This window comes from Mesorhizobium sp. L103C105A0, assembly GCF_000502215.1.
In the GTDB taxonomy this organism is placed as follows: domain Bacteria; phylum Pseudomonadota; class Alphaproteobacteria; order Rhizobiales; family Rhizobiaceae; genus Mesorhizobium.
Genome location: NZ_AYXF01000002.1, coordinates 1,044,323 through 1,070,011, shown reverse-complemented (window position 1 = coordinate 1,070,011; position 25,689 = coordinate 1,044,323). Strand labels below are relative to the sequence as shown.

Sequence of the window (25,689 nt, the reverse complement as noted above, 5' to 3'; positions counted from 1 at the left end):
CAGCTATTCCGCTGCCAGCCGGTCCACCACGCCATACGTCGCCTGGTAGCGCGCGCGCTGGCGGCTGAGCGCGACCATTGTGTTGCGCAAGAGGATCGCCACAGTGATCGGGCCGACGCCGCCCGGCACCGGCGTGATCCAGGACGCGACTTCCTTCACGCTCTCGGTGTCGACGTCGCCGACGATGCGGCTCGTGCCGTCCGGGCCGATCTCGGAATTGATGCCGATGTCGATGACGGCCGCACCGGGCTTCACCATGTCGGCCTTGATCAGCCGCGGCTTGCCGACGGCGACGAACAGCGCATCGGCGCGGCGCGCATGTGCCGCCACCGAGCGCGTCATGTGATGGCACACCGTCACCGTCGCGCCTTCGCTCATCAGCAGGAAGGCAATCGGCTTGCCGACGATCTCGGAATGGCCGACGACGACGACTTCGAGCCCCTTGAGGTCGAGGCCGGTTTCCTTGAGCAGCTCGACCGAGGCCGCAGCCGTGCAAGGCGCGAGGTCGAGCTGATTGTAGACGATATTGCCGATCGACGCCGGATGCATGCCCTCGACGTCCTTCAGTGGATGCACCGCCGCTTGCAGCGTCTTGATCGGGATATGCGCCGGCACCGGCCGCTGGATGATGATGCCGGTGACGCGCGGGTCGGCGTTCAGGCCGTGGATCGCCGCCTCGAGTTCGCCGGCGCTGATGTCGGCGGGGAACCGCCGCTCCTCGAAACCGATGCCGGCAAGGGCGGCCTTGGCGCGCTGGTTGCGCACATAGACATCTACGGCAGCGGTATCGCCGACGGTGATCGACACCAGCTTGGGCGGAAAACCTTCGGCGGTAGCGATGGCGGCATCCTCGCGCACGGATGCCATGATGCGCTGGGCGACCGGGCCGCCCCGGAGATAACGGCTATCGTCTGGCGGAGACATGGCTGGACCTTTGCAGCGGAGTTTGGCGCAGGGGAGTTTGGCCGTCCCTATAGCAGGGGAAATGCGGCAAGGCAGCGTGAAAGCGAACCGTCATCCCCCTGGCGCGACGTTCTGGCGCAGCCTGGCTCAGCTATAGCCGCAAAGAGAAAGGGCAGCGCGGTTTCCCGGGCTGCCCTTTCCTGACTGGCCGCATCCCCACACGGCCCGTCCCCCGCAAACTCTTCCCGATCCTGAAGGTCTAACCTTCTGGATCAGATGATTCGGTAGCCGATTATATCACGACCACGGTCGTTCCAACATTGACCCTCTCGTAAAGGTCAACCACGTCCTCGTTGCGCATGCGGATGCAGCCGGAAGACACCGAGCCGCCGATGGTCCATGGCTGGTTGGTGCCGTGGATGCGGTATTCCGTCGTGCCGAGATAGAGCGCGCGGGCGCCAAGCGGGTTTTCCTCGCCGCCGGCCAGATAGGTCGGGAGGTAGCGGCCCTTGGCGGCCTCGCGCTTGATCATCTCCGCTGGCGGGCGCCAGTCCGGCCAGACGCGCTTGTTGGTGATCTTGTGCGTGCCAGACCATTCGAAGCCAGGCTTGCCTGTGCCGACGCCATAGCGCCGCGCCTTGCCGTTCTTCTCGACCAGGAACAGGAAGTTCTGCGTCGTATCGATGACGATCGTGCCCGGCTTCTGCGGGCCGTCATAGGCGACTTCCTGCGGCAGGTAGAGCGGATTGATCTGCGGCCGCATCACCACGCGCTTGGCCGGCGCCTGCACGGAAGCAGTGCGCACCCGATCGGGTCGCGCCGGCTGCGCATAGCGAAGTCGCGGCTGCTGGACCACCTGTCGGCTCTGCCGCACGATGCCGGGCGCCCGGCCAAGCTGCAGCACCCAGGGTGCGGAAAGGTCGGGGCTCACCATCACCGGCGGCCTGTCGGCATAGCGGTCGTTGGCGGCAGAGGAGGTGACGCCGGCGGCCAGAATGGCCACGGCGCCGAGCACGGAACGCAAAAAGATCTTCATCGGAACGCACCTTGATCGTCGAACGGACGGAGGCGGAACTTGCCCCCGGTTGCGCGATCCTTGGCGCGAAGCGGCAACCGAAACATGAATCGGAATGCGTAAAATGCCGCTTTGTCAGTAAACCTTTTGGTGTGGTTACCGCCGGGTTCAGGAATCTGGTAAAGCCGCGGTAAATGCAGCGCGAAAGCGCGTTAACGGATGGATTGGCCATGGCGCAAGACAACACCGGACTGCTTACCGGCTCCGACGGGATCACGCGCTGCTTCTGGCACGGCAATCTGCCGGACTATCTGCACTACCACGACCATGAATGGGGCCGGCCGGTCGCCGACGACCGCAGGCTGTTCGAAAAAATCTGCCTGGAAGGCTTTCAGTCCGGCCTGTCCTGGCTGACCATTCTGCGCAAGCGCGAGAATTTCCGCGAGGCCTTCGCCGGTTTCGACTTCGACAAGGTCGCTGCCTTCACCGACGAGGATGTCGAGCGCCTGGTCGCCAATGTCGGCATCATCCGCCACCGCGGCAAGATCGTCTCGACCATCAACAACGCCAAACGCGCGCGCGAAATGGTGGATGAATTCGGCTCGCTGGCCGCCTGGTTCTGGAAGTTCGAGCCGGGGTCGGAGGAGCGGCCGGAGATCGTCGACCTCGCCCACCTGCGGGCCAACCCGACGACAGCGGTCTCGATCAGGATTTCGAAGGAGTTGAAAAAGCGCGGCTGGAGCTTTGTCGGACCGACGACGGTCTATGCCTTCATGCAAGCGATGGGTCTGGTCAACGACCATCTCGAGGGGTGTGTTTGCCGGGAGCAGGTGGAGAAGGAACGCAAGGCCTTTAAGAGGCCGAAGTAGGGCGCTGTCCCCCTACCTCCCCCTTGTGGAGAGGTCGCGCCGAAGGCGCGGGTGGGGGTATCTTGGCGCCGCACCCCCACCCCGACGCTACGCGTCGACCCTCCCCACAAGGGGAGGGTAAGGAACTCACGTCCCGCTGGCGCCAGTCAGGAACAATCCCGCCACAATCGCCGCCAGTGCCGCAAAGGCCGGATAAATCACCAGCAATCCGGTCATCAGCGCCTCGCGCATGGTGGAACCCTTGCGCTCGTCGGCGGTGACCTCAAACGGACCGAGGCTCGCCGTCACCTGCGCACGGCTCTCGGCCGGCCGCAGCCGGACTTCATGCAGGCCGTCGTCTCTGATGTCGAACTTGTGTGCCGCAGTCATGGCCCCAACCCTTTGTTTCGGCGCGCTTATCGGCTCTGATTGTGTCGGCACGATGCCGCGCCGATGGCGGAATTGTTTCCTTTTGGTGCGTTTTGTTTCGGAGGAGAAGGAAAAAGCGCAAACCCTTGCCGCACCAAGCCGCTTCGGTTAGGACACGCCCACTCCAAACAAGTCATCGATTACTAAGCGAAAAGACCCATCCCATGGCCGACAAATCGGAAAAGACGAAAGCGCGGCTGCCGCGCGGCTTTGCCGACCGCAGTGCGGAAGACATCCGCGCCGTCGAGAAGATGATGGCGACGATCCGCTCGGTCTATGAGCTCTATGGTTTCGAGCCGGCCGACCAGCCGCTGATCGAATACACCGATGCGCTGGGCAAATTCCTGCCCGACCAGGACCGGCCTAATGAGGGCGTATTTTCTTTCCAGGACGATGACGAGCAGTGGCTGTCGTTGCGCTACGACCTGACCGCGCCGACGGCGCGTTATGTCGCCGAGAATTTTGAGCGACTGCCGAAGCCCTATCGCAGCTACCGCTCCGGCTGGGTGTTCCGCAACGAAAAGCCCGGCCCCGGCCGCTTCCGCCAGTTCATGCAGTTCGACGCTGACACCATCGGCACACCGGGCGTCGCGGCTGATGCTGAAATGGCGATGATGATGGCCGACGTGATGGAAGCGCTCGGCATCAAGCGCGGCGACTACGTCATCCGCGTCAACAATCGCAAGGTGCTCGATGGCGTGCTGGAAGCGATCGGCCTTGGCGGCGATGAGAATGCAGGGCGTCGGCTGACGGTGCTGCGCGCGATCGACAAGCTGGACAAGCTCGGACCGGAAGGCGTGAGACTGCTGCTTGGTCCGGGGCGCTGGGATGGCGGCAAGGAAGGCGAGGGTGACTTTGCCAAGGGTGCCGGACTGAATGAGGCGCAAGCCGAGGCCGTTCTTCTCGCGACAGCGAGGGAACAGGCCCGCCAGGATTCCAATGTCGATGCGAACGCGATCTATCAGGAAGGCGTTGGCGAGCTCTCCACGATTGAAGCCTTGGTCAGGGCGGCAGGGTACGGCGAAGATCGTATCGCCATGGACCGCTCCGTCGTGCGTGGCCTCGAATACTACACCGGCCCGGTTTTCGAGGCCGAGCTTCTGGCCGAAATCCCCAACGAAGACGGCCAGATCGTGCGCTTCGGTTCGGTCGGTGGTGGCGGCCGCTATGACGGGCTGGTCTCGCGCTTCCGTGGCGAGCCGGTGCCGGCGACCGGCTTTTCGATCGGCGTCTCCCGCCTGATGACGGCGCTGAAGAACCTCAGCAAGCTGGACACCACCGATGTCATCGCGCCGGTCGTCGTGCTGGTCATGGACAAGGATACGGAAAGCCTTGGCCGCTACCAGAAGATGGTCGCAGAGCTACGCGCCGCCGGCATCCGCTCAGAGATGTATCTCGGCGGCGCCGGCATGAAGGCGCAGCTGAAATACGCCGACCGCCGCGGTAGCCCGGTCGCGATCATCCAGGGCGGCGATGAGCGCGCCAAGGGCGAGTTGCAGATCAAGGATCTGATCGAAGGCGCGCGCATGTCCGCTGAAATCGCCGACAACGCTGAATGGCGGGCTGCCCGCCCGGCGCAGGTGACGGTGGCGGAGGGAGAGCTGGTCGCCGAGGTGNCCCCCTCTGGCCTGCCGGCCATCTCCCCCTCAAGGGGGGAGATTGGATGTCGCGCATGGTTTCGCCAATCTCCGGCGTTGAAGAAGAGGCGCTGCGCTCCGAGCTGCCAATCTCCCCCCTTGAGGGGGAGATGGCCGGCAGGCCAGAGGGGGGTGCCTCGCGCCACGCATGACCTCCCGCTATCCCGCCATCGCATCCGAAATCACCAAACTCTTCGCCACCCGCAACACCCATGCGGTCGAGGTCGCGGTGCTGCAGCCGGCCGACCCATTCCTCGACATGGCCGGCGAGGATCTGCGCCGCCGCATCTTCCTCACCGAAAGCGAGACCGGCAAGACGCTGTGCCTTCGTCCCGAATTCACCATCCCCGTCTGCCTCGACCACATCGCCTCGCAGGCCGGCACGCCGCGCCGCTATTCCTATCTCGGCGAAGTGTTCCGCCAGCGCCGCGAGGGCGGCAACGAGTTTTTCCAAGCCGGCATCGAGGATCTCGGCGACCGCGATACGGCCAAGGCCGATGCGCGTTCGCTGGCCGATGCGCATGCGCTGCTGCAGCTGGTGCTGCCGGCGCAACCTCTTGCGATCACGCTCGGCGACCAGACCATCTTCGAGGCGGTGCTGGCGGCCCTCGGCCTGCCGCGCGGCTGGCGCATGCGACTTGCGCGCGCCTTCGGTTCGGGGCCGATGCTGCAGGCAGCGTTGTCCGATCTCGCCAATCCGCCACGCAACGGTCAGCTTGACGGCGAAGTCGCGGCCCTTGTCCTCGATGGCGATCTCGAAGCGCTTTCCGCCCACATTGCCGGCGGCATGGAAGAGGCCGGCCTGCTGGCATCCGGCGGACGCGCGCCCGCCGACATTGCCCGGCGGCTGATCGAAAAGGCCGAACTGCGCAGCGTGCGGTTGTCGAACGAAGCGTTTGCAGCACTCAGGGATTTTCTCGCCATCGACGTGCCGCTCGACGGCGCCAGCGCTGCGCTCGAAAGCTTCGCCGCTGGTGCCGGGCTTTCGCTGGGCGCGGCGCTGGAAAAATTCGCCGCCCGCGCCAAAGCCATCGAGGCGCATGGCCTGCCCGCAAAGACGATCCGCTATGACGCCGCCTTCGGCCGTCCGCTGGATTACTACACCGGCATCGTCTTCGAGATCGCAGCACTTGGTGGCGAGCGGCCGCTGGCCGGCGGCGGTCGCTACGACCGGCTGCTGACCCTGCTCGGCGCCAAGACGCCGATCCCCGGCGTCGGCTTCTCCGTCTGGCTCGACCGCATCGAAGCGCTGCGGGGAGAGCCGCAATGATCACGCTGGCGATCCCATCGAAAGGCCGGCTCAAGGAGCAGGCCTTGGAGGTACTGGCCAAGGCCGGGCTTGCCGTCAGCCTGCCCGGCGATGAGCGCCAGTACCGCGCCCGCATCGACGGCACTGAGGGCATCGAGGTGGCGTTCCTGTCGGCGTCCGAAATCGCCGGCGAGATTGGGCAAGGTTCGGTCGACCTCGGCATTACCGGCGAGGATCTGCTGCGCGAAAACCTCGCCGACTGGGAGGCGCGCGCCGAAATCGTCGCTCGCCTCGGCTTCGGCCATGCCGATGTCGTGGTCGCGGTGCCCGGCATCTGGCTCGACGTCGATACTATGGCCGATCTCGACGATGTCGCCGCCGATTTCCGCCAGCGCCACGGCAGGCGACTGAGGATCGCAACCAAATACTGGCGGCTCACGCAGCAGTTCTTCTCGCAAAAGCACGGCATCCAGGTCTACCGCATCGTCGAAAGCCTCGGGGCCACCGAAGGCGCGCCGGCGGCAGGCCTTGCCGATGTCATCGTCGACATCACCACCACCGGCTCGACCCTGCGCGCCAACCATCTCAAGGTGCTGGCCGATGGGGTTGTGCTGAAGTCGCAGGCCTGCCTCGTGGCTGCCAGGAAAGATCGTGCTGCTGCGGATGAGGCGCTAGTGCGGGAAATAGCCGCGAAGATGAGCGCGCTCCCTCCCCCTTGAGGGGAGGGTGGACAGCCGCCAAAGGCGGATGGACGGGTGGGGTCGCTCCGGCAGTGCTCGACGCGAGACGACCCAAGCCGGGTCGACCGTGACCAAGGAAGTCGAGCACTTCGCCGAGGAGCCCACCCGCCTCGCTTCGCGAGGCACCCTCCCCGCGAGGGGGAGGGGAACCGCCTCTACTTTCCACCATCCCATCAGGCTGATAGGCTCGCCATATCCCGGGAGGAAACGGCGATGGCGATCAATCTCGACGAGCTCAAGAACGCCACCAATCTGCGCGGGCGCGGCAGGGCGTTCATCGCTCCGCTCGACGGCCTGGCACATGTGTCGGGCGACCGTTCGGTGCCGCTGCTCGACAAGACGATCCCTCAGCTTTTCTCCGGCACGGTCAGCAAATACGCCACGCAGGATGCTGCCGTCTTCGTCGGACAGGACAAGCGCTTCACCTGGAGCGAATTGTCGGACACGGTCGATACGCTCGCCGCCGGCTTCCTGGCGCTCGGCCTCGAAAAAGGCGACCGTGTCGGCATCTGGTCGCCCAACCGCTGGGAATGGCTGGTCACCCAATTCGCCACCGCTCGCATCGGCCTGATCCTGGTCAACATCAACCCGGCCTACCGGCTGACGGAGCTGGAATATGCCCTCAACAAGGTCGGCTGCAAGGCGCTGGTCACCGCCGCCAGTTTCAAGACCTCCGACTATCTCGGCATGATCGAGACGCTGGCGCCGGAGCTCGCCAAGGCCACCCCCGGCAAGCTCAAGGCGCAGAAATTGCCGGCGCTGAAGATCGTCATCCGCATGGGCGATGACAACTCGCCCGGCATGTTCAATTTCGCCGACGTGCTGTCGATGGCCGGCCGTGACGAGCATGACAGCCTCGACCGCATCTCCGAAGGGCTGAAGCCGGGCGAAGCCATCAACATCCAGTTCACATCAGGCACGACGGGCGCGCCCAAGGGCGCGACGCTGACCCACACCAACATCGTCAACAACGGCAATTTCGTCACCGCGGCAATCAGGCTCACCGTCGACGACCGGCTCTGCATCCCGGTGCCGCTCTATCACTGCTTCGGCATGTCGATGGGCACGATGGGCTGCGTCACCAAGGGCGCGACCATGGTTTTCCCGGGCGAGGGTTTTGACGCCGGCGCCACGCTGAAGGCGGTGGCGCAGGAACGCTGCACCGGCCTCTACGGCGTGCCGACCATGTTCGTCGCCATGCTTGACCACGCCGACTTTACCAGCTTCGATCTCTCCAGCCTGCGCACCGGCATCATGGCGGGCTCACCATGCCCGATCGAGGTGATGAAGAAGGTGGTGACGCTGATGCATATGGAAGAGGTGACCATCGCCTACGGCATGACCGAGACCAGCCCGGTCTCGTTCCAGAGCAGCGTCGACGATCCGCTGGAAAAACGCGTCTCCACTGTCGGCCGCATCCATCCGCATGTCGAGGTCAAGGCCATCGACGCCGAGGGCGCCACCGTCGCCGTCGGCGCGCCGGGCGAGCTGTGCACCCGCGGCTATTCCGTCATGAAAGGCTACTGGGACGACGCGGAAAAAACCCGCGAGGCGATCGACAGCGATGGCTGGATGCACACCGGCGACCTCGCCACGATCGACGCCGAGGGCTATTGCAACATCGTCGGCCGGGTCAAGGACATGGTCATCCGCGGCGGCGAAAACGTCTATCCCAGAGAGGTCGAGGAATTTCTCTATCGCCATCCCAAGGTCAAGGAGGTGCAGGTGTTCGGTATTCCCGACGCCAAATATGGCGAGGAGCTGTGCGCCTGGATCGTGCTGAAGCCCAACCAGATCGCCACCGAGCAGGAGATCAAGAATTTCTGCGCCGGCCAGATCGCCCACTACAAAATCCCCCGCTACATCCGCTTCCGCACCGAACTGCCCATGACGGTGACGGGAAAACCGCAGAAGTTTCTGATGCGCGAGGCGATGGTGGAGGAACTGGGGCTGGTGGTGCAGAAGACGGCTTGAGGGGGCTGGTGCCGGTTGATGGGGATTGCCGGCTTCGCAATGACATTGGGGTACTTCGCACAGGCTTTCCGCACGGGTTGCAGAGACGCATGGGGGCTTGAATGACTGGTTTCGCACGATCGGCGATTTCCTATGCGATGCCTTTGGCCGCCCTGGCAATGGCCGTTGCGGTCAGAGCCAGCGGGCTATCGGTGGACGAAGGTTCGCCGAGCGTCAGGATCCTCGTCGGAGCGCTTTCGAGTGCGATCATGTTTATCACCATTTTTGTGGTGCTCGATCACGCCGAGGCGGTGGCCCACCGTGTGGGCGAGCCCTATGGCACATTGGTGCTGACTTTTGCCGTAACGGCAATCGAAGTGTCGATCATCGTTTCCATGATGCTGCATGGAGAGAACAACCCCACGCTTGCGCGTGAGTCCGTCTTCTCGACGGTGATGATTGCCTCCACCGGCGTTGTCGGAATGTGTCTCACGTTGGGCGGCTGGCGTCACCGCAAGCAGGCAATTGTCCGGCAGGGGACCAGCGCATATCTGGCGGTTCTGGTCGCACTGACCGTCATGACGCTTATCCTGCCGACCTACACGCGGACCACTGATCCCGGCACATTTTCAGCAGCTCAGCTTGGCCTTGTAAGCGTTCTTTCTGTGCTGCTCTATGCAAGTTTTGTGTTCGCGCAGACAGTCCGGCACCGGGACGATTTCATCGAAGGACTGGCACATGACGTTTCGGCGCGAACCACCCCTCACGCAAGCGTCTCTTCCAGCGCTCTGCTCCTGGTTATCGGGCTGATCGGAATTGTCATGCTCGCCGAGCAGGTCGCCGCAAGTGTTGAAGATGCGCTCGTTGCCTACCAGGTGAGCCAGGCTGACAGCATTGTGGGGGCAATGATCGCGGGTCTGGTTTTGATGCCGGAGGCCATTTCGGCGGTTCGTGCTTCACTCAACAATGAGCTGCAGCGCGGCCTGAATGTCGCAATGGGTTCGGCTTGCGCCACGATTGGTTTGACAATACCGGCGGTCGCAGCAGCCAGCCTGCTGACGGGACGAGGGTTGACCTTGGGGCTACCGGAGGCCGACGCAGTACTTTTGGTTTTAGCGCTTTTCATATGCGGCGTAAGCTTTAGTAACGAAAGGACGACGTTCCTGACCGGAATGGTCCATGCTGTTGTTTTTTTTACGTATGTATTTCTGATATTTATACCTTGAGGCTTTGGTGCGATCTGGCGATCAGCCCATCAAGGCGGATACTCTCGAACGCGCTTGGGTTGAGTTTCTTTTCCCGGTGTTCCCAAGGCGACATCTGAGACCCAAGCGCCTCACACCCCCAGCACCGCCATCCAGGCCGCGTATAATCTTCGCCAGTTCCCCACACTCATCATGCCGCACCTTGTTGGGCGCCAGGCCAGGCAGATCGTGCGCTGCGGCATCGGCTCCTGGAACGGCACGATCTTGAGGTCCGGCATGGCGCTGGCCGGCCTGGCCGCCATATCAGGGATAAGCGTGACGCCGAGCCTACCTCTTCCGATAGATGCTGATGTGGCGCCAACTGCGGGCATCGAAGGGTTCGCGCTTCCAGCCGCCGTATCGCTGGTCGAGCTGCAGGCCGGCGCAACGCGCCATCAGGTCGAACTCGGGAGGATTTGCCAGCCGCAGCCTCAGCGGGACCATGCGGACACTGTCGTTGCCGATATCGATATGTGACAGATCGAGCACCTGACTGACCGGATCATATCTGCACGCCGCGATGTGCACCGACCCGGTTCCAGGATGGGAAATTTCGACAAAGCCGTTGTCGGCCTGCATTGGCGCCGTGGGGACGCGACATTCGAGCAGGAAAACGCCATCCTTATCGAGGTGCCGGGCCACATTCTCGAAGCACTTGACCTGGCCATCCTGGGTGATCACGTTGCCGATCGAATTGAATACCAGATAGACCAGCCCGTATCGCCGGCCCGTTTCCACCGCCGTCATGTCGCCATTGACGACTTCGATCTTCGATCCGCCGGGCTTGGCCTTCAGCATGTCGATCATGTCGGGCGAAAGCTCGATGCCGTCGACGCGCAGACCGGTGGCCGCCAGCGGCAAGGCAATTCGCCCCGTGCCGACCGCGAATTCCGTGCAATCCCGTCCGGCAGCGATCTCCTGCAGGAACAGAACCGTCTCGTCCTCATCGCCGCGCAGCTCATCGTCGTAACGCCTTGCAACGTCACCGCGAAAGCTGTCTTCAGGCCTGAATCCTTCCATATCGCATCCTCCGGTTACGGAATTGGTTGGGATGCAACGCTGCCGGCAACCGCGCGTTCCAGAGATAGACTATCTGGAAGAGCGAAATACCGAATGGAAGGGCGGATCACCTCGAAGCGATAACGGGGTTCTTTTGGTCAACGACGGTGACCGGCAAGCCGCAGAAGTTCTCGATGCGCGAGACGATGGTGGAGGAGTTCGGATTGGTGGCGCAGAAGACAACGTGACTCAAGCCTTCCACAAATACGGCAGCAGCAGGGACAGGACGCTGCGCGCTTCATTGGTCAATGCGCCGGAAATCTTCAGAAGCTTGCGTATCTGCGACAGCGTCGCCCACGAGGCCGCCGGGCCATCGGAGCATTCCAACCCGTCAGGTAGCTGGACGATGCGGTAGCGCACACGGTTGTGGTCGAAACGGCCGCCTTCGTCTGATGCCCAGACGTCAGCGTGAACGATGCCCTCTTCAATGAGATCGACGAGCGGCCGCTGAAAAGGGTCGCGCAAATGCTCCGTTGCGGTCAATTGCAGGCTCGGGCCGAATTGAACGCCTTCACGAAAACCGATCTCCACGGCATGCCGCAACAGGAAGTGCAGCACACCGCCGCGCCGCTGGCAGACCAGCACGACATTCACGGCATGGAAGTCCGATAGCAGCGGCTGATCCCATCGCGGCACCTCGCGGTCGAGTGCCTGGATGCGATGATATCCGACACGGAACCGGCTACGACCTTCGTCGGCGATCTCGCTGTCTTCGAAAATCCAGCCGGATATGCTGTCGATGGGGACAGGGCACAGAACAATCGATGCGGACAAGCGGGCGGCAGACAGCCTGTCCAGCAGGTCGACGAAATTATGCACGGCTTTGTCGTCTTGCGTCCCATGCGAGGTGAAGAGATCCGCGCCGAAATTGCAGGCACCTCGCGCGAATGAAAACGGCGATCCGTCCGGGCCAAGCGATTCCCACGGACTGGCGACCAGCACCGAGCGTGCGTCTGTATTGATGACGTAGTCATGGTGGAGCAACGCGAGCAAAGGCTCCATGCCACACCATCGCCATGCCTCGCCGGCCGGCTCAGGACCGGAGCCGACGATTTCGCGCGTCGCATTGCGGTTGTATTTTGCCAGAAAACGCGTTCCTTGCTCGGACTGCAGCTGATCGCTGGTCGTGTCGGTCGTGATGTCAAAATACTCGAGATAGCGTGTCGGCGCCCCACCATGGAGCCTGTTGTAATTGCTGAGCGTCGCCTGGACGGTTGGCGCCAGTTGCGCCGCGCCGACATTTCCAGGCTCTGTCTTGGCCTGAACGAGGACGTCGCATTGCCCATCCAGGTGTCGCAACAGGAAAGCAAGCGTTCCCACCTCGGGCTGGTCGATGATAGGTTGGCTTTGGGTGTTGACGGCAGGGGAGGCAGATGCGGCTGCTATGCCGGCGACGCTGAAAAATCGCCTGGTGGAATGCTCGATGCGTCCGTCCGCCAAGCGCCAAGCGCGGCACTGGGAAAGCGGGATGCGTTCATAGTGAAAAGCACTCAGGGATAGCTGCTTTGATCGCCAGTCGAGAATCTGCTCAACCGAATCCAGCCTGTCCTGCATATTTTCCCAATCCCCCGAGCCGCTGGTTACCACACTGAGAGATACGGGAACAAGAATGATGTCTGGTCTGGAAGGAGCGATGCGTGACGATGAGATAACCTTCGTCGTGGCGACGTATAATCGCCCCGACACATTGGCAATCGCCTTGCGCTCAGTCCAACGCCAGACAGATCAGGGTTGGCGGGTGCTCGTCGTCGGCGACAATTGCGCGCCGGAGACCGAAGCTGTGGTGCGCTCGATGGCCGATTCGCGTTTCTCTTATCTCAACCTCCAAAGGCGTTTCGGGCATCAATCCGGGCCGAACTCGGTAGGCAGTCTCGTCGCCTCGACACCGCTCCTTGCCTACCTCAACCATGACGACATATTGCTGCCAGATCACATAGCGCGGGCAAGGGCGAAACTTCACGCGCGCTCTGACTTCTTCGTTGGCGCAGCCCTTTACGCCGAAGGTACCTCCAGCGAGGCGATGGATTCGCCAGTGCCGCTCTTTGCACGAATATCCCGCGCTGACCGGGTGGACCACGACGTCTGCGATCGCAACTACTATTTGTTTGAGCCCGCCAGCGCCTGGATTTTCGACCGCGGCATTGTCGACCGAATAGGTTTGTGGGCGCACCCGTTGACGCTCTATCGTCCACCGTTGCAGGACTTCGTGATGCGAGCCTGGCGTGCCGGCGCACATTTCGCATTCGGAGATACACCGACAGTGTTGAAGATCGTGACCTATCGTGGAGGAGGCTCTCCAGGCGGTACTTACGCGGTCGCAAGCCGCCAGCATCAGGCGTTGGAGATCCTTTTATCCGGCAAGGATGCGGATGAGCAGCGCCAAATCGCGATGGCCGCGGCCAATGACCCCCAACCCGATCGGCGCAAACCGGACCGTATTTCTGCCGCGCTTTACCGCTCGAGCGGTATCGATGCAACGGCGCTGCGCCGTCGCCTTACAGGGAGAACAGCCGGCAAAGGTTTTCTGAAGGCTTCGATTGGCAGAACATCGCTGCCGCTGCCATCAGCGGACGGCTATGCGCTGCATATCGCCGACGAAGTCAAAAGAGCCAGGCGCATCAACCAGGAGCGCACCAACTGTCGGGATGGATCAAGAGTTTAACTCTCACGCCCCCAGCACCGCCGCATCCAACCCACGAATGATCTTGGCCAGCTCCACGCACTCATCATGCCGCACCTTGTTGCGGCGCCATGCCAGGCAGATCGTGCGTTGCGGCATCGGCTCCTGGAACGGCACGATCTTGAGGTCCGGCATGGCGCTGGCCGGCCTTGCCGCCATTTCCGGGATAAGCGTGACGCCGAGCCCATGTGCCACCATCTGTAAGAGCGTCGTCAGGCTGGTAGCGCCGTAGCTTGCCATCGCCACCGGGCGCACGCTGCCGCACAGTGCCAATGCCTGTTCGCGCAGGCAGTGGCCTTCCTCCAAAAGCATCAGCCGCTCCAGCGCCGGGCTTTCCGGCGGCACCGGCGGCGAGGCGAAGGCCGGGTCGCCTGACGGCACGGCGAGGAAGAAGCGGTCGGCGAACAGCGCCTCGGTAACCAGGCCGGGTTGGTCGAGCGGCAGCGCGGCGATGAAGGCGTCGAGCCGTCCCGTTGCCGTGTCTTCGACCAGCGACGCGGTCACCGCTTCGCGCAGTTCGAGCTGCAAAGCGGGAAAATGCCGCTTCAGCTCCGGCAGTGCGTACGGCAACAGATAGGGCGCCACCGTCGGGATGATACCCAGCCGGAAGCGCCCTTCCATGGCCGGGCGGCCGCGCCGCGCTGTCGTCTCGACTTCGCTGATATCGCGCAGGATGCGCTCGATGCGTGGCAGCAGCGCTTGCGCCTCTTCGGTCATCCGCACCGTCTTGCCGCCGCGTTCGAACAGCCGGCAGTTCAGCCTTTGCTCCATCTCGGCGATCTGCGCGGACAGCGCCGGCTGGCTGACGCCGGCGAGTTTTGCTGCGCGGCCGAAATGCAGCGTTTGCGCCAAAGCCTCGAAATATTGCATCTGCCGCACGGTCAAGCCAATCATAAGGAAAGCCTATCGCAACAAACAGGAAAGGCAATTTGTTTTTATCGAAGAGACGGCTTAGTCTGGAACCATTCCAGAATGGCGCGGCTCCCGGCCGGCCCGGAAAAAACAACACATAAATCAGCAATTCGGAGGCCAAGATGGACGCGATGACCGACGACAACAGCGCGGGCAAATGCCCGGTCGCGCATGGAACCTCCGCCAGGACCAACCGCGACTGGTGGCCGAACCAGCTCGACATCGGCGTTCTCCACCAGCAGTCGAGCCTTTCGGACCCGATGGGCGAAGCTTTCGACTACGCCGCGGAGTTCAAGACGCTCGACCTCGACGCGGTGATCGAGGATTTGCACAAGGTGATGACGGATTCGCAGGATTGGTGGCCGGCCGATTTCGGCCATTACGGGCCGCTGTTCATCCGCATGGCCTGGCACAGCGCCGGCACCTATCGCATCGGCGACGGCCGGGGTGGCGCCGGTGCGGGCCAGCAGCGTTTCGCGCCGCTGAACAGCTGGCCGGACAACGCCAATCTCGACAAGGCGCGCCGGCTGCTGTGGCCGGTCAAGCAGAAATACGGCCGCAAGATCTCCTGGGCCGACCTGTTGATTCTCACCGGCAACGTCGCGCTGGAATCGATGGGCTTCAAGACCTTTGGCTTTGCCGGTGGCCGCGCCGATGTCTGGGAGCCCGAGCAGGATGTCGACTGGGGTTCGGAAACCAAGTGGCTCGACGACAAGCGCTATTCCGGCGACCGTGAGTTGCACGGCCATCTCGGCGCGGTGCAGATGGGCCTGATCTACGTCAACCCGGAAGGGCCGAACGGCAAGCCGGATCCGCTGGCCTCGGCCCGCGACATCCGCGAGACCTTCGCGCGCATGGCAATGAACGATGAGGAAACCGTGGCGCTGATCGCCGGCGGCCACACATTCGGCAAGACCCATGGCGCCGGTGATGCAACACTGGTCGGCGCCGAGCCGGAAGGCGCGGGCATCGAGGCGCAGGGCCTCGGCTGGTCGAGCAAGCATGCCACCGGCATTGCCGGCGATGCCATCACGTCCGGCCTCGAAGTTACCTGGACGACGACGCCGACCAAGTGGAGCAACAACTTCTTCGACAATCTCTTCAACTTCGAATGGGAGCTGACCAAGAGCCCGGCCGGGGCCCATCAGTGGACGCCGAAGGGCGGCTCTGGCGCGGTTACGGTGCCGGACGCGCACAATCCCTCGAAGCGTCATGCGCCGGCAATGCTGACCACCGACCTCGCGCTGCGGGCCGACCCCGCCTATGAGAAGATCTCGCGCCGCTTCCATGAGCATCCGGAGCAGTTCGCCGATGCCTTCGCCCGTGCCTGGTACAAGCTCACCCATCGCGACATGGGGCCGGTCGTGCGGTATCTCGGCCCGTTGGTGCCGAAGGAAGAGCTGATCTGGCAGGATCCGGTTCCGGCCGTCGACCATGAGCTGGTCAGCGACCAGGACATCGCATTGCTGAAGGCCAAGATCCTGGCTTCGGGCCTCAGCGTTTCGCAATTGGTCTCGACCGCCTGGGCCTCGGCCTCGACCTTCCGCAACTCCGACAAGCGCGGCGGCGCCAATGGCGCGCGCATTCGCCTGGCGCCGCAGAAGGACTGGGAGGTCAACCAGCCTGTCGAACTGGCTACCGTGCTGGCGAAGCTCGAAGCCATCCAGAACGAGTTCAACGCAGGCGGCAAGAAGGTCTCGCTGGCCGACCTCATCGTGCTCGGCGGCGTCGCCGCGGTCGAGAAAGCCGCAACGGATTGCGGCAATGCGGTGAAGGTCCCCTTCACGCCCGGCCGCACCGACGCCTCGCAGGCGCAGACGGACGTCCATTCCTTTGCGGCGCTCGAGCCGAAAATTGACGGCTTCCGCAACTATGTCAGTGGCAAACCGCCCATGTCGGTCGAAGCCATGCTGGTCGACCGGGCGCAACTGCTCAACCTGACGGCGCCGGAGATGACGGTGCTGGTTGGTGGCCTGCGCGTGCTCGGCGCCAACACCGGCGGCTCGAAGCATGGTGTGTTGACCGACAGGCCGGGCACGCTGACGAACGACTTCTTCGTCAACCTGCTCTCGATGAGCACCATCTGGGATCCGGCCTCCGAGCCGGGCTCGCATGAGGTCTACGAAGCACGCGACCGCAAGACCAGGGCGGTCAGGTGGACCGCCACGCGCGCCGACCTGATCTTCGGCTCGCATGCGCAGCTGCGCGCGCTGGCCGAGGTCTACGGGTCGGCGGATGCCGGGCAGAAATTCGTCGGTGATTTCGTCAAGGCGTGGACCAAGGTGATGAACGCCGACCGTTTCGACATCGCCGCCTGATAGCAGTGCCTCCCAAGCAAAAAGGCGCGGGCCGAGGCCCGCGCCTTTTTGTTATGCAGGCTTCGAAATCAGTCCTTTTCGAAGATGCGCGCCTTGGCGACGACGCCGGCGATCGCGCCCCCGATCAGCGGCGCAACGATAAACAGCCAGAGCTGGCCGAGGGCTGTGCCGCCCGTAAACAGCGCCGGGCCGATCGAACGCGCCGGATTGAGCGAGGTGCCGGTCACCGGGATCATGGCGAAATGCAGCCCGGCCAGCGTCAGGCCGATGACAAGGCCGGCGAACGCCGTCGAGTGCTTCTCGGCGGTGACGCCGAGGATGACGGTGACGAAGGTGAAGGTGCCGATCAGCTCCCACAGGAAGGCCGAACTCGTCCCCCACTTCGCCACGTCCCAGCCATTGGCGCCGAAACCGGTGGTGTGCCCGCCGGTCTGGCCGGAGACGATGATCCACAGCGCCAGCGAGGCCAGGATGGCGCCGATGATTTGTGCAATCCAGTAAGGAATGACATCCTTGGCCGGCAGCCGGCCGGCAAGGAAGACGCCGAGCGTGACGGCCGGATTGAGATGCGCGCCCGAGATCGGGCCGACCGCATAGGCCGCCGCAATCAGGCCGATGCCGAACGCCAGGCCGATGGCTTCCTGGCCCAGCGGCAAGTCGGCAAGAAAGCCACCCGTCGCCACCGACGCCGTGCCGATAAACACCAATAGAAATGTCCCTAGAACTTCCGCAAGATACGTTTTCATTGCCCTCTCCTCGTATCGATCCGCCGGTCCGCTTTTCCGCGCCGCGAATCATGGCGCAAAGAGTATTCCCAACGCAAAAGCTTGGAAAGCAGAGCAATTGCGCCACAGATCGTGCTTACGGCGGCCAGTTACCAACATTAGAGACCTTGCATATATTTGAGATTTGTTATCGCCGGCGGGCGGACATTTGCCGGCGGGGAAAATCGTCGGCCGCGAGCGGAAGGCCTCGTCGCCGCGAAATTCAAGCGGGGTTCAATCTCGACGCGAAACGCTCTAAGAGCAGGCCGAAAGATACTGTGCTCGATAGATGGAATGACGAATGCGACTGGGCGGACGGCTGGCGGCAGCCATTGAAGTGCTGGACGACATTGGCCGGCGCCACCGGCCGGTGGCCGATGCGCTGAAAGATTGGGGCCTGTCGCATCGCTTTGCGGGCGGCGGCGACCGCGCGGCGATCGGCAACATCGTCTACGACGCGCTACGCCACAAACGTTCCGCCGGCTGGCTTTTGGGTGAAGACACGCCCCGCGCCATCGGCTTCGGCGCGCTGCTCATCGAATGGGGCCAGACGCCGCAATCGCTCAACGATGCGCTCGAAGGTGACAAGTTCGCGCCGCCGTTGCTCAGCGCCGCCGAGTTGCAGGCGCTGGCCGAGCGCCGGCCTGAAGACGCGCCGGAGGCGGTGCGGGCGGACATACCCGACTGGTGCGCGCCGCTCTTCGAACGATCCTTTGGCGCAGACTGGGTTGCGGAAGGGGCGGCTTTGGCGACCCGCCCGCCGCTCGACATCAGGGTCAATACGCTGCAGTCCGACCGCGCCAAAGTGCTGGCGGAACTCGCCGAAACCGGCGCCACGGCAGCCGCTATCGCGCCACAAGGCATTCGCATCCCGCCCATCGACGGCGACGGCAGGCACCCGAACGTACAGGCCGAGCCGGCCTTCCAGAAAGGCTGGTTCGAGGTCCAGGACGAAGGCTCGCAGATCGTTGCCGCCCTTGCCGGCGCGCAAGCCGGGATGCAGGTGCTCGATTTCTGCGCCGGCGCCGGCGGCAAGACGCTGGCGTTGTCGGCGGCGATGGCCAACAAAGGCCAGGTCTTCGCCCATGATGCCGAAAAAGCGCGGCTGGCGCCGATCTTCGACCGCCTCCGCCGTTCGGAAAACCGCAACGTCCAGGTTGTCACCAAGCCGGCTGAGCTCAGCCCCCTCGCAGGCCACATGGACATCGTGCTGGTCGATGCGCCCTGCACCGGCAGCGGCACCTGGCGGCGCCGTCCAGACGCCAAATGGCGGCTGACGCAGAGACAGCTCGATGCCCGCAAGGGCGAGCAGTCGGCGATCCTCGACGCGGCGAAGGCCTATGTCAAACCGGGCGGCCTGCTGGTCTACATCACCTGTTCGGTGTTCGACGAGGAGAATGGCGAGCAGGTCGCCGCCTTTCGCGAACGCCACAAGGGCTTCGTTCCGGTCGATCATCGCGCGCTTTGGGATGCCAGCTTCCCCGGTCACGCAGCGGCCGCCCGGATCGGCAAGACAAGCGATATCTCGCTGTCGCCGGCTCTGAGCGGCACCGACGGGTTCCATTTCTGTGCGCTGCGTCGGGCGAATTGACGCTGCGATTGACAGGCTGACATAGCGCCAGTTGCAGATGCGCGGCGTCGGCCGCCAGACGGGGTAGAATTCTTGCAAAGATATGTGTCGCTTCTGCTTTTCCTCCTTCTGGTGCTCGGCGGCGGCCTGTTGATCGGCTATGCGACGCTGCCGGGTGAATGGTATGCCTCGCTCGCCAAGCCGCCCTTCAACCCGCCCAACTGGGTCTTCGCGCCGGCCTGGACGCTCCTCTATGTGCTGATCGCCGTGGCCGGCTGGCGGACATGGGAGCGGGAACGAGCAGCCGCCGCGATGAAGATCTGGGCCCTCCAGCTTGTTCTGAACTTCGCGTGGTCGCCGACTTTCTTCGGCGCCAAACAGATGGGGCCGGCACTGGTCGTGATCCTGGCTCTTCTCGCCAGCATTGCGCTGTTCATAGCCACGGTGTGGAACCGCGACCGGGTTTCCGGCTGGCTGTTTGCGCCCTATGCCGCGTGGGTAGCCTTCGCCACCTTGCTCAACGCGTCGCTGCTCCTGTTGAACTGAGTGCTTTGCTGCAGTGCAGCAAAAGCATTTGCGTGGCGTTCAGGCGTCTGCGATAAGCTTTGCAGATAAATCAGGGCGATGGCCATGGCAGCAAAGATCGTACCCGCACCCGACTATGAGGACCGCGTCAGGGCGTCGTTCGCGCGCCAGCAGGCGATGGCGACCATCGGCGCCGAACTGACGCTTGTGACGCCGGGCATCATCGAGATCGAAATGCCCTATTCGGCCGCACTCACGCAGCAGCATGGTTTCCTGCATGCCGGCGTGATTTCGACCGCACTGGACTCGGCTTGCGGCTACGCCGCGTTCTCGCTGATGCCGGAAAATTCCGGCGTGCTGACCATCGAGTTCAAGGTCAATCTCCTGGCGCCCGGCCGGGGCGAACGCTTCCTGTTCCGCGGCTCGGTGACCAAGCCCGGCCGCACCATCATCGTCGCCGACGGCCAGGCCTACGCCTTTGCCGCCGATGGCGAGGCCAAGCTGATCGCGACCATGACCGGCACGATGATGACGGTGGTTGGCCGTGACGGGATAGCAGGCTGATGGCCAAAATTACGCGAATTGGTGGCAAGGACGTCCTCTTCGTCATGGCGGCGCAGGCCGAGTACGGTCCGCATCTGCAAAAACTGTTCACGCCGCTGATGACGGGCGTCGGCCCGGTAGAGGCAGGTGTGCGGCTCGGCGCCGAACTATCATGGCTGAAGTCTGAGAAGACGCTGCCCGATCTCGTCGTCTCGCTCGGCTCCGCCGGCAGCCGCACACTAGAGCAGACGGAAATCTACCAGGCGGTCTCGGTCAGCTATCGCGACATCGACGCTTCGCCGCTAGGCTTCGAAAAAGGCGCGACGCCGTTCCTCGACCTGCCGGTGACCCTCCCGCTATCATTCAGGATTCCGGGCATTAAAGAAGCCAGCCTGTCGACCGGCGGCGCCATCATCACCGGTGCCGCCTATGACGCCATCGCCGCCGACATGGTCGACATGGAAACCTTCGCCTGCCTGCGCGCCTGCCAGTTGTTCGATGTCCCGCTTATCGGCCTGCGCGGCATTTCAGACGGTGCAGCCGATCTGCGCCACGTTGGCGACTGGACCGAATATCTGCATGTCATCGACGAGAAGCTGGCGGATGCAGTCGTGCGCCTCGAACAGGCCATCGGCTCCGGCACGCTACACAAGGAGCAGCCTGGGCAAGAGCCGGCAGCGCTCTGAAAGTCGGGCTACGCACCCCATTGCGCCGACTCGTTTCTTTCTCTAAAGGCTCGCCATGACGACAGCCAATCATCCCGATACAGTCCTGATTGTCGATTTCGGCAGCCAGTTTACGCAGCTCATCGCCCGCCGCATCCGCGAGGCTGGCGTGTTTTCCGAGATCGTGCCGTTCCAATCGGCCGAAGCTGCCTTCAAGCGCATCAATCCGAAAGCCGTGATCCTGTCGGGCGGTCCCGCCTCGACATCGGACATCGGCAGCCCACGCGCGCCCCAGATCGTCTTCGATGCCGGCGTGCCGGTGCTCGGCATCTGCTACGGCCAGATGGCCATGTGCGTGCAGATGGGCGGCGTCGCCGAAAGCTCGAACCATCGCGAATTCGGCCGCGCCTTCGTCGAGATCGAAAAGGACAGCCCGCTGTTCGAAGGCCTGTGGGCGCCCGGCCAGCGTCACCAGGTGTGGATGAGTCATGGCGACCGCGTCATCTCGCTGCCCAAGGGGTTCGAGGTCTTCGGCAAGTCGGAAGGCTCGCCCTTCGCCATTTTCGGCAATGTCGCGCGCAAGATGTACGGCATCATGTTCCACCCGGAAGTTGTGCATACGCCGGATGGCGCCAGGCTGCTGAGAAACTTCGTGCACATCATCGCCGGCATCGAAGGCGACTGGACGATGCGCGCCTATCGTGAGCACGCGGTCGAGACAATTCGCAAACAGGTCGGCAAGGGCAAGGTGATCTGCGCGCTGTCGGGCGGCGTGGATTCATCGGTCGCTGCCTTGCTGATCCACGAAGCGGTAGGCGACCAGCTGACCTGCATTCTTGTCGACCATGGCCTTATGCGCAAGGACGAGGCCGCCGGCGTGGTGGCGATGTTCCGCCAGCACTACAATCTGCCGCTGATCCTGGTCGACGCGTCGGAAAAATTCATCTCGGCGCTGGAAGGCGAGTCCGACCCCGAGAAGAAGCGCAAGACCATCGGCCGGCTGTTCATCGAAGTGTTCGAGGAAGAGGCCAAGAAACTCGGCGGCGCCGATTTCCTGGCGCAAGGCACGCTCTATCCCGACGTCATCGAGAGCGTCTCCTTCACCGGCGGCCCGTCGGTGANCCCTACACGACGCTCTTACGATCTGAAGAGGCCAAGAAACTCGGCGGCGCCGATTTCCTGGCGCAAGGCACGCTCTATCCCGACGTCATCGAGAGCGTCTCCTTCACCGGCGGCCCGTCGGTGACCATCAAGTCGCACCATAATGTCGGCGGCCTGCCGGCGCGCATGAACATGCAGTTGGTCGAGCCGCTGCGCGAACTATTCAAGGACGAGGTGAGGGCACTGGGCAAGGAACTCGGCCTGCCCGAAAGTTTTATTGGCCGCCATCCGTTCCCCGGACCAGGCCTTGCCATCCGCTGCCCCGGCGGTATCACCCGCGAAAAGCTCGAAATCCTGCGCGAGGCCGACGCCATCTATCTCGACGAGATCCGCAAGGCCGGCCTCTACGACGCCATCTGGCAGGCTTTCGCCGTGCTGCTTCCGGTGCAGACCGTCGGTGTGATGGGCGACGGCCGCACCTACGAATTCGTCTGCGCCCTGCGCGCCGTGACGTCCGTCGACGGCATGACCGCCGACTTCTACCACTACGACATGGCTTTCCTCGGCGCGGCGGCCACCCGCATCATCAACGAAGTCCGCGGCATCAACCGCGTCGTCTACGACGTGACGTCAAAGCCGCCAGGCACCATCGAGTGGGAGTGATTCAGGCCCACTCAAACGCCGCCGAAAACACGCCATTGTACGCCACAACCATTTGATAACACGTATAAATCCATTCGGAGACAATCAGCGACAATCGGTGCGGAGATTGGATTTGACGGACCGGCTGACGGACCTTCCGCAAATTGCTAGCTCAGATTTTTCGAAGTACCGTCAGATCCAATGAGGCTCTGACGGTGTTTTTTGATGCCTTAAGGCACTGGAGATAAAACGAATGTTCTGCCGAAGAGCCTCGAAATTGTACTGACGGTACTTTTCAGGAGGTACCGGGGAATGCTGACGGACGTCGCCCTTAAAGCCCTGAACCAAAAGAGAAATCTACAAGATTGCGGACCGTGACGGCATGTATGTTCGCGTCATGCCTAGTGGCGCGATCTCCTTTCGGCTGGATTACAGGCTCAACGGAGGCCGCGAGACGCTCTATCTTGGCAGGTATGGACGGGACGGAATCTCGCTTGCCTCAGCCGGGAGAAGTGTCTCGACGCGAAGCGCGCTATTGGCGAGTGACGGTCGCCGGCGATAGAAAAGCAGCGCGACAAGCGCCGAGTTGTCACCCCGGTCTCCGGCCGACTTCAGCGCCGAAATGGCTACCAAACCAAAGCGATGCCCGGGCCTTCAAGGCCTCTTCTTATTCCGGCCAAGCCGGCCCGGAGCGCCGCATTCACTCACATCCCTTGAACCTGAGTGCAGAGCTGCTGCATCGAAGCCATTTGAGCAGCCGAGTTTGCGCCCGAACCCGTGCTGGTTCTGGCGGTCGTATCGCCAGCTGTATTCGAGGATCCCGACGTGCCGGTGGTTGTACCCGAACCAGTGCTGTTGCTGGCCGTGGTGTTACTGCCGGTCGAACCAGAGCTGCCTGAAGTGCCGGTGGCTGTGCCAGAGCCGGTGCCGATACTCGCCGTTGTATCACTGCCGGTCGAAGCCGAGCTACCTGACGTGCCGGTCATTGTGCCAGAGCCAGTGCCGTTACTGGCCGTCATCCTCGAGCAGTCGGAGCGAACCTGTGCCTGCTGTTCAGAGCTCAGGGACGACCAGTTCTTGCGGATCTCATCCTGNTGGCGAGACAGAGAGAGATCGCTGTAGCTGTCAAAATCTTACGTTTCATGTGAGTCTCCTTTGGGGTTCGACGCCGTTGCGGCGTCGAATCCTAATCTCGAGGAAAGGCACTTGTTCGTGTAGAGAGCGGAATTGAATGTCATGATCCATGTGCACCAGTCTTGGGTCTCGAATGCGAGGCCGGGGCAATGACCACGGAACCGATGCAAGAGCTGCCGTCTGCTGGGGCGGTAGTGGCGATAGCCCGCAAATCGCGCGCAGTGGCCCGGCGACGCGACTGCTGAGTCTAGCTCAGACAGTCGCGGAACTTTATTGACTTATGGGACGTTTCCCCGCCGAACCAATTTAGGTTCAAGGAAAAGGGGGAACTATGGAAAATCCAGGTGTCGGTTGGATAGCTGCGATCGTCATCGGCGGTATCGCCGGCTGGCTCGCCGAGATGTTCATGAAAAGCAATATGGGCGTGCTCATGAACATCATTTTGGGGATCGTCGGCGCCATCCTCGCCAACGTCCTTCTCGGACTTGTGGGGATATCGTTGACCGGCTGGCTTGGCTATCTTGCCGCCGGCTTCATCGGTGCATGTATTTTGATTGCCGTGGGCCGAATGGTTAGACGCTAGCGACCACTCGACCTTGAAACATTCTGGTTCAGGCGCCTGAGCCTTGCGCTCACGCGCCTTTCTGGTGCTGCACCTGTCGCGGTCTTCACATCAGCGAGTTCGGCTACGTTTAGGCGACCTTTCCGCTTCGCGGCCGTCGTGCTCGTGGTGCTGCCCCAGCGCTTTGGCCGGAAGAGCGGCGCTCGAGACATCAACCGCCGCGCTAGTGGATTGACGCTGCTGATTTCGCCTCCTCTCAGAAGGGGGGTGCGGACTCCTGCCGTTGTTAGCGGTGAACGGTGTCGTACTCCCCCAGATCAAGATCGATCTGCCGGCATCTGGGTTCAGGCTCGCGTGGCCGCCTTGACTCCGCAGATTACTTTACCAACTATAGGGCTATGTGCGCCGCTGCCAAAATCCGTCGGGATTTCCTTTTCCGGGTTTGCCCCATAGCGGGATCGTAACCCTCGGCTCGGCTGCCATGCGCGCCCCCAGCCGAGGGGTGAACATGTAAAATCGACATGTGACATTGGCGCAGGGCCGCATCGGCCCTGCAACATCGGCGCGTTCAGGATAGATTTCCGTCGCACTGAAAATCGTTGGCGATCCCTTGGCAGGTCCGACCAGGCAGAAACATGAGTGTTCAAATGCAAGTTACCAAGAAAATCCGGCGCAAGCCGAACATCCGAATCACGCAGTCGGATCACGCACGTTTGTCGGCCCTCGCGAACACCGTTGCCGCACGAACCCCGGAGGCGTCGGATGAGTTGCTCGCCGAACTCGAGCGGGCTCGCATCGTGGCCGACGGTTGGGTCTCCGCCGGCGCGGTCCGGATGGGCTCGACTGTAACGTTCAAGCCCGACACCAGCGATCCGAAAACGGTGACGCTGGTTTTCCCTGGCGATGCGGACATCTCCGAAGGCAAGGTTTCGATACTCACGCCGATCGGCACGGCTCTGATCGGCCTTTCGGCTGGGCAGTCCATCATGTGGACCGCCCGGGACGGGCGTCGGCACGAATTGCTGGTGCTTGAGGTGGGCCAGCCCCCTCCGGAAATCGATGTAGCCGATCGGCGCGCGCCGGCGCCTTCGACCATTGCGGCGGGCTAGACATGGGCGTTTCGATCCGTCTGCTCACTCACGCGGGCAGCCCGGTCGCGGGAGTGTAACCCTGTGCCGGGTGTCCTTGCCCGGCGC

Annotated in this window: 20 protein-coding genes and 5 pseudogenes; 17 read left to right on the top strand and 8 right to left on the bottom strand. The window is 63.0% G+C overall.

What is annotated here, in order from left to right:
* Positions 1-3: 3 nt before the first annotated feature.
* Together X727_RS154855 and X727_RS154860 are read right to left on the bottom strand one after the other, a co-directional pair.
* Positions 4-924, bottom strand: a complete 921-nt coding sequence (locus X727_RS154855) for a bifunctional 5,10-methylenetetrahydrofolate dehydrogenase/5,10-methenyltetrahydrofolate cyclohydrolase (protein ID WP_023670547.1) — start codon at positions 922-924, stop codon at positions 4-6.
* Between the two features lie 271 nt (positions 925-1,195).
* A complete protein-coding gene (locus tag X727_RS154860) occupies positions 1,196-1,939 on the bottom strand; it encodes a L,D-transpeptidase (RefSeq protein ID WP_023686831.1) in 744 nt (247 codons plus the stop codon).
* Positions 1,940-2,148: 209 nt separating this feature from the next.
* Between X727_RS154860 and X727_RS154865 the strand changes: the two genes are divergently transcribed.
* Positions 2,149-2,787 (top strand): DNA-3-methyladenine glycosylase I, encoded by a 639-nt coding sequence (locus tag X727_RS154865; RefSeq protein ID WP_023686832.1) that lies wholly within the window; start codon positions 2,149-2,151, stop codon positions 2,785-2,787.
* Between the two features lie 126 nt (positions 2,788-2,913).
* Here X727_RS154865 and X727_RS154870 read toward each other — a convergent pair whose 3' ends face one another.
* Complete coding sequence (locus tag X727_RS154870) at positions 2,914-3,156, bottom strand: hypothetical protein (protein WP_023681830.1); 243 nt, start codon at positions 3,154-3,156, stop codon at positions 2,914-2,916.
* 203 nt (positions 3,157-3,359) lie between these two features.
* On the opposite strand from X727_RS154870, the pseudogene hisS reads away from it, so the two are divergent.
* The 5 genes and pseudogenes from hisS to X727_RS154895 all read left to right on the top strand — a co-directional run.
* A pseudogene (gene hisS / locus X727_RS1000000166235) lies at positions 3,360-4,811 on the top strand (histidine--tRNA ligase); the annotation flags it as partial.
* Between the two features lie 169 nt (positions 4,812-4,980).
* Positions 4,981-6,102, top strand: a complete 1,122-nt coding sequence (locus X727_RS154880; RefSeq protein WP_023834030.1) for an ATP phosphoribosyltransferase regulatory subunit — start codon at positions 4,981-4,983, stop codon at positions 6,100-6,102.
* The gene (gene hisG, locus X727_RS154885; protein WP_023834029.1) at positions 6,099-6,800 is read left to right on the top strand and encodes an ATP phosphoribosyltransferase; all 702 of its coding nucleotides are present in this window, start codon (positions 6,099-6,101) and stop codon (positions 6,798-6,800) included. Before X727_RS154880 ends, hisG begins: the two co-directional genes overlap by 4 nt.
* A gap of 234 nt (positions 6,801-7,034) precedes the next feature.
* A complete protein-coding gene (locus X727_RS154890; RefSeq protein ID WP_023834028.1) occupies positions 7,035-8,795 on the top strand; it encodes an AMP-binding protein in 1,761 nt (586 codons plus the stop codon).
* 101 nt (positions 8,796-8,896) lie between these two features.
* On the top strand, positions 8,897-10,000 hold the full coding sequence (locus X727_RS154895; RefSeq protein ID WP_023834027.1) for a calcium:proton antiporter: 1,104 nt from the start codon (positions 8,897-8,899) through the stop codon (positions 9,998-10,000).
* Positions 10,001-10,129: 129 nt separating this feature from the next.
* On the opposite strand, the pseudogene X727_RS1000000169790 reads toward X727_RS154895, so the two are convergent.
* From X727_RS1000000169790 to X727_RS154905, 3 genes and pseudogenes are all read right to left on the bottom strand, one after another.
* Positions 10,130-10,368 (bottom strand): annotated as a pseudogene (locus tag X727_RS1000000169790) (LysR substrate-binding domain-containing protein); the annotation flags it as partial.
* Positions 10,307-11,038 (bottom strand): class I SAM-dependent methyltransferase, encoded by a 732-nt coding sequence (locus tag X727_RS154900; protein ID WP_023834025.1) that lies wholly within the window; start codon positions 11,036-11,038, stop codon positions 10,307-10,309. The gene X727_RS154900 and the pseudogene X727_RS1000000169790, both read right to left, overlap by 62 nt.
* 228 nt (positions 11,039-11,266) lie before the next feature.
* Positions 11,267-12,631, bottom strand: a complete 1,365-nt coding sequence (locus X727_RS154905) for an NDP-hexose 2,3-dehydratase family protein (protein WP_023834024.1) — start codon at positions 12,629-12,631, stop codon at positions 11,267-11,269.
* Between the two features lie 79 nt (positions 12,632-12,710).
* On the opposite strand from X727_RS154905, the gene X727_RS154910 reads away from it, so the two are divergent.
* A complete protein-coding gene (locus X727_RS154910) occupies positions 12,711-13,739 on the top strand; it encodes a glycosyltransferase family A protein (RefSeq protein WP_023834023.1) in 1,029 nt (342 codons plus the stop codon).
* A gap of 3 nt (positions 13,740-13,742) precedes the next feature.
* Here X727_RS154910 and X727_RS154915 read toward each other — a convergent pair whose 3' ends face one another.
* Positions 13,743-14,651 (bottom strand): hydrogen peroxide-inducible genes activator, encoded by a 909-nt coding sequence (locus X727_RS154915; protein ID WP_023834022.1) that lies wholly within the window; start codon positions 14,649-14,651, stop codon positions 13,743-13,745.
* A gap of 140 nt (positions 14,652-14,791) precedes the next feature.
* Between X727_RS154915 and katG the strand changes: the two genes are divergently transcribed.
* A complete protein-coding gene (gene katG, locus X727_RS154920; RefSeq protein ID WP_023834021.1) occupies positions 14,792-16,987 on the top strand; it encodes a catalase/peroxidase HPI in 2,196 nt (731 codons plus the stop codon).
* Positions 16,988-17,055: 68 nt separating this feature from the next.
* Here katG and X727_RS154925 read toward each other — a convergent pair whose 3' ends face one another.
* Complete coding sequence (locus X727_RS154925) at positions 17,056-17,733, bottom strand: MIP family channel protein (RefSeq protein ID WP_023834020.1); 678 nt, start codon at positions 17,731-17,733, stop codon at positions 17,056-17,058.
* Positions 17,734-18,052: 319 nt separating this feature from the next.
* Here X727_RS154925 and X727_RS154930 point away from each other — a divergent pair, with 319 nt between their 5' ends.
* The 9 genes and pseudogenes from X727_RS154930 (at position 18,053) to rnk (ending at position 25,602) form a co-directional block, all read left to right on the top strand.
* A complete protein-coding gene (locus X727_RS154930) occupies positions 18,053-19,342 on the top strand; it encodes an RsmB/NOP family class I SAM-dependent RNA methyltransferase (RefSeq protein ID WP_023834019.1) in 1,290 nt (429 codons plus the stop codon).
* Between the two features lie 72 nt (positions 19,343-19,414).
* Positions 19,415-19,867: a TspO/MBR family protein gene (locus tag X727_RS154935; RefSeq protein WP_023704461.1), complete on the top strand. Its 453-nt coding sequence runs from the start codon at positions 19,415-19,417 to the stop codon at positions 19,865-19,867.
* Between the two features lie 84 nt (positions 19,868-19,951).
* Positions 19,952-20,410 carry a PaaI family thioesterase gene (locus tag X727_RS154940; RefSeq protein WP_023686843.1) on the top strand — a complete coding sequence of 153 codons (459 nt, stop codon included), beginning with the start codon at positions 19,952-19,954 and terminating at the stop codon, positions 20,408-20,410.
* Positions 20,410-21,075 carry a 5'-methylthioadenosine/S-adenosylhomocysteine nucleosidase gene (locus tag X727_RS154945; RefSeq protein ID WP_031204112.1) on the top strand — a complete coding sequence of 222 codons (666 nt, stop codon included), beginning with the start codon at positions 20,410-20,412 and terminating at the stop codon, positions 21,073-21,075. Before X727_RS154940 ends, X727_RS154945 begins: the two co-directional genes overlap by 1 nt.
* Positions 21,076-21,130: 55 nt before the next feature.
* A pseudogene (gene guaA / locus X727_RS0133670) lies at positions 21,131-22,174 on the top strand (glutamine-hydrolyzing GMP synthase); the annotation flags it as partial.
* 26 nt (positions 22,175-22,200) lie between these two features.
* Positions 22,201-22,818 (top strand): annotated as a pseudogene (locus tag X727_RS0133665) (GMP synthase (glutamine-hydrolyzing)); the annotation flags it as partial.
* Positions 22,819-23,109: 291 nt separating this feature from the next.
* Positions 23,110-23,340: pseudogene (locus X727_RS1000000166225) on the top strand (Arm DNA-binding domain-containing protein); the annotation flags it as partial.
* Between the two features lie 922 nt (positions 23,341-24,262).
* The gene (locus tag X727_RS154955; RefSeq protein ID WP_023699916.1) at positions 24,263-24,514 is read left to right on the top strand and encodes a GlsB/YeaQ/YmgE family stress response membrane protein; all 252 of its coding nucleotides are present in this window, start codon (positions 24,263-24,265) and stop codon (positions 24,512-24,514) included.
* A 626-nt stretch (positions 24,515-25,140) separates the two neighbouring features.
* Positions 25,141-25,602, top strand: coding sequence for a nucleoside diphosphate kinase regulator (gene rnk / locus X727_RS154960; protein ID WP_023834017.1), 462 nt, complete (start codon positions 25,141-25,143; stop codon positions 25,600-25,602).
* Positions 25,603-25,689: the final 87 nt, after the last annotated feature.

Coding starts and splice junctions, on each gene's coding strand:
- X727_RS154855 (WP_023670547.1), bottom strand. CDS start 924: ATGTCTCCGCCAGACGATAGCCGTTATCTCCGGGGCGGCCCGGTCGCC.
- X727_RS154860 (WP_023686831.1), bottom strand. CDS start 1,939: ATGAAGATCTTTTTGCGTTCCGTGCTCGGCGCCGTGGCCATTCTGGCC.
- X727_RS154865 (WP_023686832.1), top strand. CDS start 2,149: ATGGCGCAAGACAACACCGGACTGCTTACCGGCTCCGACGGGATCACG.
- X727_RS154870 (WP_023681830.1), bottom strand. CDS start 3,156: ATGACTGCGGCACACAAGTTCGACATCAGAGACGACGGCCTGCATGAA.
- X727_RS154880 (WP_023834030.1), top strand. CDS start 4,981: ATGACCTCCCGCTATCCCGCCATCGCATCCGAAATCACCAAACTCTTC.
- hisG (WP_023834029.1), top strand. CDS start 6,099: ATGATCACGCTGGCGATCCCATCGAAAGGCCGGCTCAAGGAGCAGGCC.
- X727_RS154890 (WP_023834028.1), top strand. CDS start 7,035: ATGGCGATCAATCTCGACGAGCTCAAGAACGCCACCAATCTGCGCGGG.
- X727_RS154895 (WP_023834027.1), top strand. CDS start 8,897: ATGACTGGTTTCGCACGATCGGCGATTTCCTATGCGATGCCTTTGGCC.
- X727_RS154900 (WP_023834025.1), bottom strand. CDS start 11,038: ATGGAAGGATTCAGGCCTGAAGACAGCTTTCGCGGTGACGTTGCAAGG.
- X727_RS154905 (WP_023834024.1), bottom strand. CDS start 12,631: ATGCAGGACAGGCTGGATTCGGTTGAGCAGATTCTCGACTGGCGATCA.
- X727_RS154910 (WP_023834023.1), top strand. CDS start 12,711: ATGCGTGACGATGAGATAACCTTCGTCGTGGCGACGTATAATCGCCCC.
- X727_RS154915 (WP_023834022.1), bottom strand. CDS start 14,651: ATGATTGGCTTGACCGTGCGGCAGATGCAATATTTCGAGGCTTTGGCG.
- katG (WP_023834021.1), top strand. CDS start 14,792: ATGGACGCGATGACCGACGACAACAGCGCGGGCAAATGCCCGGTCGCG.
- X727_RS154925 (WP_023834020.1), bottom strand. CDS start 17,733: ATGAAAACGTATCTTGCGGAAGTTCTAGGGACATTTCTATTGGTGTTT.
- X727_RS154930 (WP_023834019.1), top strand. CDS start 18,053: ATGCGACTGGGCGGACGGCTGGCGGCAGCCATTGAAGTGCTGGACGAC.
- X727_RS154940 (WP_023686843.1), top strand. CDS start 19,952: ATGGCAGCAAAGATCGTACCCGCACCCGACTATGAGGACCGCGTCAGG.
- X727_RS154945 (WP_031204112.1), top strand. CDS start 20,410: ATGGCCAAAATTACGCGAATTGGTGGCAAGGACGTCCTCTTCGTCATG.
- X727_RS154955 (WP_023699916.1), top strand. CDS start 24,263: ATGGAAAATCCAGGTGTCGGTTGGATAGCTGCGATCGTCATCGGCGGT.
- rnk (WP_023834017.1), top strand. CDS start 25,141: ATGCAAGTTACCAAGAAAATCCGGCGCAAGCCGAACATCCGAATCACG.